The organism is Erwinia artemisiae, from assembly GCF_051400835.1.
In the GTDB taxonomy this organism is placed as follows: Bacteria; Pseudomonadota; Gammaproteobacteria; order Enterobacterales; family Enterobacteriaceae; genus Erwinia; species Erwinia aeris.
In genome coordinates this window covers 397,902-410,764 of record NZ_JBLFFM010000004.1, presented here as the reverse complement: position 1 = coordinate 410,764, position 12,863 = coordinate 397,902, and the positions used below count along the sequence as shown (strand labels likewise).

At 51.6% G+C, this 12,863-nt stretch carries 12 protein-coding genes; 5 read left to right on the top strand and 7 right to left on the bottom strand.

The features are described from left to right. Positions 1 to 49: 49 nt before the first annotated feature. Positions 50 to 1,540, top strand: a complete 1,491-nt coding sequence (xylE, locus tag ACMGEE_RS12335) for a D-xylose transporter XylE (protein WP_253460290.1) — start codon at positions 50 to 52, stop codon at positions 1,538 to 1,540. A 111-nt stretch (positions 1,541 to 1,651) separates the two neighbouring features. Here the strand turns inward: xylE and ACMGEE_RS12330 are convergent, their stop codons facing one another. The 7 genes from ACMGEE_RS12330 to ACMGEE_RS12300 form a co-directional block, all read right to left on the bottom strand. Further along, a complete protein-coding gene (locus ACMGEE_RS12330; protein ID WP_436830117.1) occupies positions 1,652 to 2,896 on the bottom strand; it encodes an ATP-grasp domain-containing protein in 1,245 nt (414 codons plus the stop codon). Positions 2,897 to 2,981: 85 nt separating this feature from the next. Then, positions 2,982 to 4,181, bottom strand: coding sequence for a sugar efflux transporter (locus ACMGEE_RS12325; RefSeq protein WP_436830116.1), 1,200 nt, complete (start codon positions 4,179 to 4,181; stop codon positions 2,982 to 2,984). 40 nt (positions 4,182 to 4,221) lie between these two features. Then, entirely contained in the window at positions 4,222 to 4,818 is a 597-nt protein-coding gene (locus tag ACMGEE_RS12320; protein ID WP_436830115.1) for a hypothetical protein, read from the bottom strand. A 51-nt stretch (positions 4,819 to 4,869) separates the two neighbouring features. Further along, a complete protein-coding gene (locus ACMGEE_RS12315) occupies positions 4,870 to 5,094 on the bottom strand; it encodes an acyl carrier protein (RefSeq protein ID WP_312042755.1) in 225 nt (74 codons plus the stop codon). Beyond that, positions 5,091 to 6,044 carry a beta-ketoacyl-[acyl-carrier-protein] synthase family protein gene (locus tag ACMGEE_RS12310; protein ID WP_436830114.1) on the bottom strand — a complete coding sequence of 318 codons (954 nt, stop codon included), beginning with the start codon at positions 6,042 to 6,044 and terminating at the stop codon, positions 5,091 to 5,093. The genes ACMGEE_RS12315 and ACMGEE_RS12310 overlap by 4 nt, the downstream gene beginning before the upstream one ends. After that, positions 6,041 to 7,531, bottom strand: a complete 1,491-nt coding sequence (locus ACMGEE_RS12305; protein WP_436830159.1) for an amino acid adenylation domain-containing protein — start codon at positions 7,529 to 7,531, stop codon at positions 6,041 to 6,043. The genes ACMGEE_RS12310 and ACMGEE_RS12305 overlap by 4 nt, the downstream gene beginning before the upstream one ends. Positions 7,532 to 7,849: 318 nt before the next feature. After that, positions 7,850 to 8,146, bottom strand: a complete 297-nt coding sequence (locus ACMGEE_RS12300; protein ID WP_436830113.1) for a hypothetical protein — start codon at positions 8,144 to 8,146, stop codon at positions 7,850 to 7,852. On the opposite strand from ACMGEE_RS12300, the gene ACMGEE_RS12295 reads away from it, so the two are divergent. The 4 genes from ACMGEE_RS12295 to ACMGEE_RS12280 are packed head-to-tail and all read left to right on the top strand — an operon-like array spanning position 8,145 to position 12,858. Further along, on the top strand, positions 8,145 to 9,185 hold the full coding sequence (locus ACMGEE_RS12295; RefSeq protein WP_436830112.1) for a hypothetical protein: 1,041 nt from the start codon (positions 8,145 to 8,147) through the stop codon (positions 9,183 to 9,185). The genes ACMGEE_RS12300 and ACMGEE_RS12295 overlap by 2 nt on opposite strands. 20 nt (positions 9,186 to 9,205) lie before the next feature. After that, positions 9,206 to 9,448, top strand: coding sequence for a phosphopantetheine-binding protein (locus ACMGEE_RS12290; protein WP_312042752.1), 243 nt, complete (start codon positions 9,206 to 9,208; stop codon positions 9,446 to 9,448). A gap of 22 nt (positions 9,449 to 9,470) precedes the next feature. Next, a complete protein-coding gene (locus tag ACMGEE_RS12285) occupies positions 9,471 to 10,643 on the top strand; it encodes an acyl-CoA dehydrogenase family protein (protein WP_436830111.1) in 1,173 nt (390 codons plus the stop codon). Next, positions 10,621 to 12,858: a beta-ketoacyl [acyl carrier protein] synthase domain-containing protein gene (locus ACMGEE_RS12280; RefSeq protein WP_436830110.1), complete on the top strand. Its 2,238-nt coding sequence runs from the start codon at positions 10,621 to 10,623 to the stop codon at positions 12,856 to 12,858. Before ACMGEE_RS12285 ends, ACMGEE_RS12280 begins: the two co-directional genes overlap by 23 nt. Positions 12,859 to 12,863 lie beyond the last annotated feature (5 nt).

Below are 12,863 nucleotides of genomic sequence, written 5' to 3'. Positions count from 1 at the left end.
CAAATATAAACGCGTTTTATCCTGTTCCTTTCTACCCAAGAGGTTTGTTATGGCAATAGCATCCGAGATGAAGGCCAACAATCGTTATATAATCTCTGTCACGCTGGTGGCGACATTAGGCGGGTTATTATTTGGTTATGATACGGCGGTGATCTCCGGCACCGTTTCCTCCCTGGATAAAGTTTTTATTTCGCCCAGAGGATTAAGCGAATCGGCGGCCAACTCCCTGCTGGGCTTTTGCGTCGCCAGCGCGCTGATCGGCTGTATTATCGGCGGCGTGCTGGGCGGCCCGTTAAGCGCCCGCTTTGGCAGAAAGAAAACGCTGCTGGTGGCTGCCGTGCTGTTCTTTTTATCGGCGCTGGGTTCAGCTTTCCCTGAAATCGGCCACCGCGCCGTCGGTACTGACAGCGGCGTGCCTTATTACCTGTCGGGCTATCTCAGCGAATTTGTGATCTACCGTATCGTCGGCGGGATTGGCGTAGGCCTGGCCTCTATGGTTTCCCCTATGTATATCGCGGAAATTACGCCGGCGAAAATTCGTGGCCGTATGGTTGCCTGTAATCAGTTCGCTATTATTTTAGGGCAGCTGTTAGTTTATTGCGTGAATTACAGCATTGCGCTGTCCGGCAATGCCGACTGGCTGGATACGATGGGATGGCGGCTAATGTTTCTTTCCGGCGCCATTCCTTCTTTATTATTTTTCATTTTATTATTTGCCGTCCCGGAAAGCCCGCGCTGGCTGGCAGCCAAAGGTATGAATGATAAAGCCGCCGCCATTCTGGAGAAGCTTTTTGGTAAAGCGCAAAGCCAGAAAGAGCTACAGAATATTTTACAGTCGGTTAATACCCGTACCAGCAAAAGCGCTCCGCTGTTTTCTTTTGGCGCTGGCGTCATTGTTATTGGCATTATGCTTTCCGTGTTTCAGCAGTTCGTTGGTATTAATGTGGTTTTATATTATGCGCCGGAGGTCTTTCGCTCTGTTGGCTCCAGTACGGATGTTGCTCTGTTACAAACTATCATTGTGGGCGTCATTAATTTAATTTTTACCACTATTGCCATTATGACGGTGGATAATTTTGGCCGTAAGCCGCTACAAATTATCGGCGCGCTGGGTATGGCGATCGGCATGTTTACGCTGGGCACCGCTTTCTACAGCAAAATGTCCGGCGTGGTGGCGCTGGGCGCAATGCTGTTTTACGTGGCGTCCTTTGCCATCTCGTGGGGGCCGGTCTGCTGGGTGCTGCTGGCGGAAATTTTCCCCAACCGCATCCGCAGTAAAGCGATGTCGCTGGCCGTGGCGGCGCAGTGGGTGGCAAACTATCTGGTTTCCTGGACCTTCCCGATGATGGATAAAAACAGCACGCTCAATGCGCATTTCAACAACGGTTTCGCCTACTGGCTGTATGGCGTGATGGGGCTGCTGGCGGCGCTGTTTATGTGGAAGTTTGTGCCGGAAACCAAAGGCAAATCGCTGGAAGAGCTGGAATCCCAATGGAAAAAACCCGCTTCAGCCGGGCTGAGTGAGAAACTGGCGGACTGATGCGGTTGCCGGAACAGGCCGTCGCTTAAGGCTTTGTCGGCGGTTTTTCACCGGCGCGGCGTCGGTGAAAAACCGATTTGGCAAGCCTGCCGGCAAAAGCAGGCTTTCCGTTCAAAGTACGGGTTCGGTAAGCGGCGAGCCGGTAACCGTCACCGCCTCCAGCAGCTGTCGGCACAGCCTGTCACCCTCTACGCTCTCGTTAAAAACAGACAATGAATAAGCCGCGCGGGCAACGTAGCCGGACGGCGGCAGCGCCAGTTTATCGCCCGGATAAGCCAGCTGTACGCAATAAGTTTGCGCATCCCGGGTAATTTCCGGCGCTGGCAGCGTAACCCCATCCACCGTCATATCGAATTCCGGATATTTAAAGCTAATCGCCGCATTGAGATTTTTTTTCGGCACGACGGCATCGACGGGATCGCCGCAGGCAATCCTGCCCGCAATCAATCCGGGCGCTATTCCCATCGCAAGCGTGGCAAGCCAGGGGATCAGATCGCCACCCAGACGCCCGTTGATTTCGATAATCAGGAAACCCTTCGGCGTTATTTTCAACTCGGTATGCGTTACGCCATTTTTAAATTCAATTGCTTGATGCGCCGAGGCCAGCACGGTAAGTAAATTTTCATCGCTCAGCAGCGGATCGTTATAGCTAAGCGTATGCCCCAGCTCTTCAAAATGCGGTTCAAGGCCGATGCGCTTTCTTGCCACAAACATGGGCTGGTAGCATCCATCGATTATCTTGCCGTCAACGCTAATTTCCGGCCCGTCAATATACTCTTCAAGCACGGCGCCGTTCTGAAAATCCGCCGCCCCCTGATGACTGACAGCATCAGCTTCATTAAAACGTAAAATAAGTTCCTGCGGGTTTTTTACCAGCGCCACGCCAATACTGCCTCCCATGCCACGCGGCTTTACCACCAGCGGGTAGCGGATAGCGTCGGCAAAAGCCTGTGCTTCCGCCAGCGTATGGCATAAACGGCTTTTAGGTTGTAGCAGACCCGCCTCGGATAATCGTTGTCGGGAGAGGGATTTATCCCGACACCCCCTGATCCCCTCTTTGCCTGCTGAGGCCAGGCCAAAATGCCCGGCAACGTCGGCGGTTACCATGATAAATCTTTCGTCCCAGCATATCAGGCCATGAACAGGGAAATCTTTTTTAAGATTATCCACCGCTGTCACGATCGCATCAAAAGCGTAATCGCTCACCTTTATCGATCCCTGGATTAACGGTTTTTGCCAGGTGACCTCATCGGTAGAAATAAGCCAGACGTGGTATTCAGAAGCAATCTGTTCCAGCAGGTACTTCCTGTATAATTCTTTACCACAGGCCACCAGCACTAACGTTTTCCTTTCCATCTTTCCCTCATTAAATGGCAACTTCTGTCAAAAAGAGGCCGCCCGTGGCTCGGTACCAGGCGGCGCGCACAAACATAACGTCGGTTCAGATATCATTTGAACGGGCAACGTCTAATTTTTGGGAGGCAGAAGATAATGCTACCCATAGTATTAATAGCGCGGCCAAAGAAATGGATGCCACAGGCGCTAACAGCGCTACCCTGAAGCTATATAGCTGCGCCAGGATGCCGGCAAGAGAAGTCCCGATCATCATGCCTACCCGCATTGCGTTGGAATAGAACGCGGAGGAAAAGCCTCTTTTTTCCGGCAGCGCTTCCTGAATAATGGTCACGCCCAACCCGACAAAGACCCCGTAAAATAAAGCGTTAAAACACTGCAGCAGCAGCAGCGTGACCATGGAGTCCGCCAGCTGCAGAAGCGAGTAATAGACCAGACCAAAACAAAAACCGGCCAGCATGACTTTAAATTTGCCGTAGCGCTCGGATAATCCTGATGCGATAAGCATCACCGGGATCTCCAGCAAAGCCGTCATTCCCAGCAACAGGCCGGGGAAATAGCCGGGTAATTTTATTTCGCGCAGGATATAAAGCGGCATCGCCGTAATATAAAGATGGTTTGCGAGGTTAGATAAAACGATTACGCCCCCTAATAACCAGACCACTGCCGGAACGGCGCGGCGGCCGACCTCTTTTACAGCAGACTTAACGGGCTGCACCTGCGCAGGATCCAGCATAAAGACAGAATAAATAATGACGCAGCCTGCCAGCAAAGCCGAGGCGATAAAATTAAACCGAAATCCGAAGGCATCGGCCATAATAAAGGCCAGCGCCGGGCCGGCAATCCACACCAGCGACACGCCTGCCCGCATCTGGCTGTTAAGACGCGTGGCGTTTTCCCCGGCGTTAACGGAGTAGTGCCGGATCATAGAGAGCAGCAGCGGTACAGAAGCGTTGCCCGGCCCCATAAGAAAAACGCCCGTCAACAGGGCCTGCCAGGCGTTGTGACATAATAAAAAAGCTAAGGCGGACAAAAAGATAGCGATAAGGGAACAGATAAAAAGCTTTTTATTGCTGTGCCCCTGATCCACCATTTTCCCCATCCATTGGTTGAAAACGATCCCCGAGGTGGCAAAACCAATACTGTAAAGCGTAATAAAAGTCGGCTGTGCCTTTAGCCCCTCGACTAAAAACGTGCTCATTACAGGTAATATGAATGCATAAGAGAGAGCGGTGAGTCCGTTTATGATAAACAACCTGCCCGCCGTGCCTTTTAAAAAGAATTTCATACCATCACGCTTCCATACCACATACTTGAATTTTAAATTGCTAAGGACACAAACGGGCTACCTGTTGTTTATCCATAGCGTGATTATTGATCAAAAAAACTGGCCAGGACGTCGCCTTCGGACTCTGGCAAAGCCAGTATTCGCCAATGACTATATCGTCACCGGCGTACAATCGACAGGTTTTCCGCAAGTTACCACTGATAAGCGTATAGTCAGTAAAATATTTCTTCGTCGCCGCATCTTCACAAACGGTTTTCTCTATATGAACCTGTAAATTAACCGTGGCCGCAGGATGAATGAAGGTAATGCAGGAACCTTCTCTCGCCTGGAAAAAAGAGAAGGGAAATGTTGCTATTTCACAGGTCAGAAAATAGCTGATCCCATCCGGGATGCGAAACCCAAACGCCCCGTCGTTAAAATAAAGCTTTTTCTTTAGCTGCGCGTCGTTCGCCAGGCTAAATGTAAAACACAGATGCCCCTCTTCGCTGCCGACAGCTATCAGGGGTTCGGGCACGTTCCATTCAATACGTTGCTCTTTATCTTTGTAGCAAAGCTGTAATGCGCTGTCCTGCTTTTCAATAGCCACTAAACCTGCCTGGTGATGCTCAACGGCCAGTCTTACGATGTGATTGCTCATAACGCCCTGATTTAAATAGGAAGGGCGATAAGAGTCGCCCTTATTATAAAATTACGCCGCCTTAACCTTCAGCAGGTCATACACCTCGTTCAGCGAAGAGGTAATGTTAAACTCCTCCCACTCGAGGCGGATGCCGCTTAATTTGAAAATAGATTCTGAGATATCGATGACTTTTATTGAATCCATCCCCAGGTCAAACAGCGTTCTGTCCGGATCGATCTCTTTGAGCTGAGCGGTGTCTTTCCAGATGTCCAGTAGCGTCTCTTTAGCGATCATGCTTTTTCCTTTTTTATCGGTTTTAAAACCACCATTCCCCAGAAATATAATCCTGTCCCAATAACAGCAATATGCTTCTGATGATCTACAGCGGAATTGTTTTCATGGTAATAACTGTCAAGATTGATCAAGCTGTCACAGGTATAGGCGTGACCAAATACCGGTATGTTATTTTTGTAAAACAGACTATCGTCCAGGCTAATGGCGCTGGCGATCTGTCGCAGGGCGCTATAGCTGAAATTGTGGCAAATAATTTGTTGCAGGCTCTCCGGCTGTAGCTGTCCCTGAGTGAGCGCGTCATCAAAAACGTAACGGATCCCTTCCAGATAACTGTTATGGATCTCGCGATCCATAGCGTTACTGACCGGGTCAATCATGTCTCCGGTCGTCAGCCGGGTTCGTTTACTGATGCCCTTGACGTCGAATTCCAGTTCACTATCGGGGCGGGTCGACACCAGACAGGCCACGGCCGCATCGCTGTTAATAGCCAGATTTTTGAATCTTGTGGTTTCATCCAGCACCCTGTCGGCAAACACCAACAGCGCGGTTTTACCCTCTTCGCCTTTGAGATACTGAGCGGCGATATCCAGCGCCGCAAAAAAGTTATTACACTGGGAAAGATAAACGCCGATGGGATAAACATGCTCCAGCCCGCAGTTAATCAGGCAGCTGGCTACATCTTTATCAATGACATCCCCGTGCCGATCGCCAAACGTGCTGGAAGCATAAATGACGATATCGACCTCCGCGGCGGTAATGCCCGCCCTGGCGAAGCTTTTCTTAATGGCGCATTCCGATAAGGCGCCAAGCGTACGTTCAGTACGATGGTAGTGGCCAAATCCCATGGTTCTCAGAAAAAGCTGGCTCTTGCGCGCATTAGCCAGATAAACGTTGTCTTCCAGCGCCACGGGAAACTCGCCGAGTTCGTAGCCTATCGCCCCCATTTTCATGACAGATACTCCGTTTTCAGCCTGACCTTATCCCGCTTGCCGTTGCTTGTCAGAGGCAACGCATCAAGGAAAAAGACGCGGCGGGGCAGCATATAAACCGGCAGGGTTTCGGCCAGCGTTCGCCGTAAGGCTTTACTGTCATGGTTTTCAGCAACCACAAAGGCCGCCAGTTCATAACGATCCTCTGTTAAAACCGGGATGACGCAGGCATCGCTTGCCGCAAAATGCGCCGTAATATTTTTTTCAATCTCGCTAAGCTCAATACGGTAACCGTTAATCTTGACCTGATCGTCCACGCGTCCACGATATTCAATATCGCCGTTGTCGTTTAACGCGCCGATATCCCCCGTGCGGTAATAGCGCGGCCGGGACGGATCGTGGTCGATAAATGCCTGCCGCGTTTTCTCCTCGTCAAGATAACGCAAGGCCAGATGTTCCCCGCTGACCTGTATTTCCTGACTGCCCTCGCCAAAATCAACCAGCTGGATCTGCGCATGTTTTAGCGGCTTGCCAAGCGGCACCACGGTTAATGCGCTGTGCAGATATTCATAGGCCCAGCACCAGGAGACCTGAACGGAAGCTTCCACAGGGCCGTAAAGATTTAGTGGCTGCGCTGAGGTATGAGTAAACGCCTCGCGAAATTTGGCCACCAGGGATACTTCAAGAGGTTCACCACAAAACATCATAATTCGCAGCGTACGTAACGCGTCGCTTTGCGGAAAGAAGTGCAAGATCTGCCGCATTAACGAGGGCACAGACTGCCAGATGGTGATGCTGTGCCTGTCGAGCCAGGGCAGCAGCGAAAAAGGATCGCGCACCACCGTTTGCGAAGGGACATAAAGCGCGGCGCCGGAGACCAGGCTGAGCACGATCTCTCCCAGCGAGAGATCAAAACTGTGATTGGTGGTTAAAGCCACGCGGTCGTCCGGCTTAACCGCCATCAGCTCCTGCACGCCTTCAAACCAGCGTTGATAACCAATATGGCTGAGCTCCACGCCTTTAGGCTTGCCGGTAGAGCCGGAGGTAAAGAAAACGACCGCGGGCATTTGCGGCGTTAACGACGGCAGCGCGTCTCCGGCGGCACTGTAACCCTGCAACTCTGTGACGGGCTGGGAAGACTGCGCATCGATGACGGCCAACGGTACAGCCAGCCGGGCTGCGATAGCCTCGCAAGCCTGACGATTTTTACCGTCGGTCAGCATCAGGGCCGGCGAGGAAGCGTCAAAAATGGCATCAATGCGTACGTCGGGGATCTTAGGCTCAAGGGGAATATAAGCGCCGCCTGCCAGCTGTACCGCCAGGATCGCGATCACCATTTCTGCTGAACCATCAAAGAAAACCGCTACCCGCTTTTCTTTCCCGACGCTCAGCACGGGCGCAATCTTTTTTGCCACATTTACTACTGTGTTATGCAGCTGCATCCATGTTAATTCACTATTTTCATCAGTCAACGCAATATTATCAGGCCGATTTTTTGCATGTTCCATCATGCTTAATACAGGTATCAACATGTTGTTCACGTTACATCCTTAATTCGTTTACGAAGGTGTTATGCACTCATTTTTTGGGTGGCATTGTTTTTTTAAATTACCTGCCTGGCAGAACCAGGAAAAACCTTAAAACAGCAAATTTAGAAAAAGAAAGCACAACGGCCTTGCAGGCGTCGGGTATTCAGCGAAATATCTTTTGGGATTTTCCTTAGTGCTCTCCTCTCTTTTTGTTATTAAGCCTCTTCGCCAGGGCCATAATTTACTTCCGTGCCTGCCGCCAGCGTCGACCACCGGCTCTACACATAAGAATTTTTTTCACTTTACAATTGAATATTTTTCAAAACATAAATAAATTCTAATGATTATTTTGTTGCTGATTATTAATTCGCAAAGAGAAATAATTAAGACCCTAAAGCAATACCTTGATTTATTGGAAATTTTTAAGGCGTCTCGCCCTTTGCCCCGCTGAATTACTGCGGCCTGTTTTTTTCTAACATACCGGATTGCCGCTGTAAACATTAAATTATTTTCTTGAACTATCTGGACACTGATTTCCTCATCTGATATTTTTTTGGCAAAATCAGCGACGGATAAACCAGAGAACAAGCCCATGAACCAGTCCGTTCAGGATGGTGGCTTTATTCACTACGCCACCCTGCCTTCAACAGAAAATATTAATTGTTTTATGGCTACCCTTGAATGTTATGCCCAACATAATCAGCTGGCTGATAATTTCTCACTCTCCCATTTTGAACATGAGTTTTATCTTAAAAACATCGAAAGTAATGCGTTCACCCCTACCCATTCCAGCTTTGGAATAGATACGGCATGGGGATGTAACGACAGTCTTGAAATGATGACCGACCGCGTGGTTAACAGGATCAGAGAAAGATGCGGCGTCGCCATTTCTTTAGAAATGGTTTTTGACGCGACGGGATTAATACAGCGCCTGCACCATATGGGGGATCATGCTATTTGCATTTTCGACCCTTTTTATTTGCCAGAGAGCGTTAATTATGGCATCAGGCACTCTTTAAGCGTTTGTATTGTTAATGGCTATGCAGAGAAAACAGAAAAGTTTGGACTGCTTGAGCGCAAACAAGGCCAGTCTTACGTTGCAGAAACAGAGTTGAAAAAAAGCGCGGACTATTTTATCCGTTCAAAAGGCAGCTGCCATCTGTTTCATCTGGCCAAAATCCCCCCCGTCGTTGCGTTGGCTGAGATTGATATTAAAGCCGATCTGGAAAGAATATTAACGCATTTTTATTCCAGCGAGAGCCATGCCGGCCTGGCTGCTCTTGACAAGTTTCAGCAACGTTATCCTGAACTCCTGAGCTTCGATCGCGCTTTTATTATTCCCTGGGCTGAACGCTGTTTTGGTGAACGTTATGCCAACGCTCGCTTTTTACAGGCATTGCTGGATGGCGGCCATCCGGCGGCGCAAGCGCAGCCGTCCTGCTTTAAAGAACTAATTGAAATTTATAATAAAACAGGCGATCTGTGGCGCTCGTTCGAGGTATTCCATCTCTATTCGGTCAGCCAGGGTAAACCCGCTATTTTGCAACGTAACCTGACGCTGATTGCAGACATAGTGGAAAACGAGAAGCGCTGCGTGCAGCTGCTGGAAAGATTAAGAGAATCGTTACATTAACCGATAAAAAGGAAAAACAGATGTATACCGAGCGTATAAAAACTATCGCTACTGAAAACCTGTCTGAACTACTCGGCGCCACTTCTCTGCAGAACGAAGATAACCTTTATGATCTGGGTATGACCTCGCTGCAGGCGGTTACGTTAATGATCGCACTGGAGGAAAATTTCTCTATTCGTTTTCCCCATACGGCATTAAACGCTCAAAGTTTCGAGTCCGTTAATAATATCAATTCTGTCATTCAGACCGTATTGGTCAGATAACTCTCCGCACCGGGAAAATGCAGTGAATCAAACAGGCCAACAAATCAAAGAGCGTATGCACTCTCATCAGGCTACGCTGCGTACCTTAGCTGATGAAGCCGAGACGGCGGGACAGATGCCTGCCGAAGCCATAGCTGTCGCTAACCGCTGCGGTATCTGGCAGCATCTCTGTCCGCAACCGGTGGGCGGAAACTGCACCGACGCCGCCGAACTGATCGATCTCTGGAAAGCCTGCGCCGCCCTTGACGGTTCGTTCGGCTGGTTATCCATCGCCTACGTGCTGGCCACAACCCACTGTGCGCTCTATTTGCAGCCCTCCGCCTGGCAGCAGGTTTTCGCCGACGGCGCCTTCCCCCTTATCGCCGGGCAGTACCAGCCAAACGGCCGCGGCAGAGTAACCGAAGGTGGCTATACGCTGACCGGCAAGTGGGCTTTCGGCAGCGGTATCCATCATGCTGACTGGGCAGTCGCTGGCTTTATCCAGGTCGACAACAGCGAAGTCGTTAAGGATCTGGACGGCAGACCGGAAATAATGATTGCCGTTATTCCTCGTCAGTCGCTGACGCTTTCCGGCCACTGGGACACTACCGGATTACGCGGCACCGGCAGCATTAACTACAGCTGCGAAAATCTGTTTATTCCCGCCGCTTTTTGCTATCGCTTTGAGGATCCGGAATCCTTACGCGGCGGCGCGCTGCATCGTATCGGCATCACGGAAATATCTGCGGTTTCACACGGCAGCTGGGCTTTAGGAATGGCGCAGCGGGCGATCGATGAAATGCTGCTGCTGGCGCGAAAAACGCTGCGCGCAAATGAAAGCCAGCCGTTAGCCAGAAAAGAAACCTTTTTACTGGATCTGGCCAGATCCGCCGCCAGGCTGCAGGCCGCCCAGGCTTTTTTAACCTCGGCCACCACCAAGGCTCAGCGCGAAGTAGAGCAGACCGCCGGCATCCTTCGCCAGACGCAAAATGAGATACGTTTAGCGGCAACCTTTGCCAACGAGATTTGCGCCGAAATCGCTGAGATCGCCTATCGCCAGATGGGTACGGCGGCGATTGCGCGGCGTAATCCGCTTGAGCGGGTGCTCAGGGATATCCAGACGGGCAGACAGCATATGATGATCGGTTCACAAAGCTACATTAACGTCGCCAGAACATGGTTTGAGGTGGATAATGCCAGCAAACGTCACCGATAAGCTTGCCATCATTGGCTATGCCGGCATTTTCCCTCAGGCCGATTCGCCAGAAGCGCTCTGGGATTTACTCTGCGCGGAAAAAGACACCTTCACTGAGATCCCGCCGGATCGCTGGCCGCTGGCGGATTTCTACAGTGAAGACAGGTTCGCCCGTAACAAAAGCAGTGCGAAATGGATGGCGGCTATCGATCTTCCCGGCGCTAAACAGGCCATCTGGCCTGAGTTCCCGGCGACAGAACACGCTACGGTCGATCCGCAACAGCTGCTGCTATTACACGTGACCGGGCAGACGCTGGCCCATGCCGGTTTGTCCGCCAGCGCGCTGGCGGAGAAGCGGGTCTCGGTTTCAGTGGGGTGCATGGACAGTGAAAATATGCACAACCAGCTCCTGAGCGATTTACCCGTTGGGCCGGGTACGGTGTTTGGTAATTATCAGGCGCTGTTAGCCAACCGCATCAGCCAACATTTTGGTTTTACCGGCGAGAGTAAAGCGATCAATACCGCCTGCAGCGCTTCCTTTATGGCGCTGTCCGACGCCCGTGCTCAGCTGGTAAAAAACGGCGCGGATTATGCTATCGTCGCCGCCGCCAACCTGAACCTGCATCCGTTAAAATATTATGCCTTTGCCAAAGCGGGAATGCTCTCACGCAGCGGCAGCTGTACGCCGTTTGCTATCACGGCGGACGGCTACGTGCCCGGCGACTGTATCGCTGCTCTTTGCGTAACCACGCTTGAGCGGGCGCTGAAAGAGCATCACCCTGTTCACGCCGTGATTGAAGGGATGGCCGGAAATCATAACGGCAATCGGGCAGTGTCGCCCACCGCGCCCAGCGTAGCGGCGCAAATCGAACTGCTAAACCTGGCGCTCGCCGATGCCGATCTTCCTGCCCAGGCCGTGTCTTATCTCGAAGCGCACGGCACCGGCACCTCTTTAGGCGACCCGCTGGAAATTGAAGCGCTGGCGCATGTCTATGGCCATCATCCCTGCCAGGTCGGCAGCGTTAAGGGAGTAATTGGCCATACGGAAGCGGCGGCCGGCCTGGCAGCCATTATCAAGACGCTGTTGATGTTTCGCTTTAACGCTATTCCCGGAAATCATTGGGTAAAGACGCTGAATCCTCTGGTTGCCGAAAGGCTTGCTCAGCTGCAGATCGCCCGGCAGCGGCAGGCATGGACAGCAGTGCCGCGACGGATTGCCGGCATCAGTTCTTTTGGCTCCGGCGGCGCAAACGGCCATATTATTTTAGGCGAGTGGCGGGCATCATCGCGGCCAGCCATAGCCACAGAGCCGCTGCCCGCGGGGTTTTATCTCTGTGAAGATAACAGTAGCCCGCCACGTAACCTGACAAGCTGGCTGGCTGGCAAGCCGTGGCGCCCTGACCCGGTACAAGGCAGCTTCTGTCGTAGCGCTTTTTGGGTGAGCGAACGCCAAACGGAACGGCTACGCCCCGTGACGACCCTGCCCTTGCTGAGTGAAGCCAGCCTCAATAACAGCCCGCACGTGCTGAACCTGCTGCTTTGCCCGATAGGGGTGGTCGCGGCGACAGAGCGCTATGCGCTGAGCAGCGCAGATTTATTATCATTATTACCCGTCGGCAGCCTACAGCTTGCCCCACAGGGCGCGATGGCGAAGCTGCCCACCGCCTTCGTTCAGGCGCTGGCGTCGCTGCCGGAAAGCCTTGCGGCGTTAAGTCCCGCATGGCTTATCCAGGCCAAAGAGTTAGAACGCTATCAGTTCACGTTCAAGCTCCTGGTGGCGAAATGGAAAAAACATATGCCGCGCGAACCGGACGCTATCAACGAACGTCTGGCTTACGCTATGGCCTATAGCGACCTGTACGATAAGTGGTCGTTGCAGCCCAAAATTATTCCGGCCTCGCTGGGCGTCATCAGAAAATTACTGAACGCCACGCTGTTTCAGGAACGACAGTTCGCGGCCTGGTTTGGGCAAGAAGAGCTTATCGTTAATAAAATCGTCTGCGCGCTGGCTGAAGCCATTGCCGCCGGAAAAGCCGTGCCGACCGATATATTTGACGGCAGGGAGCCGGGGACAGTCGTCTATTGCGCCGGTGCGGCAGGCTACGATGCGGAAACGCTGAATAAGGAACCGGATCCTGACCTCCTCGTTATCCGATCCTGGATTGGTAAAAAGTTATTGCCTGACCCTGTGATAAAAAACAGCGGGTTAACTCTGCCGATTTGTTTCTCTGATTGAAAGGT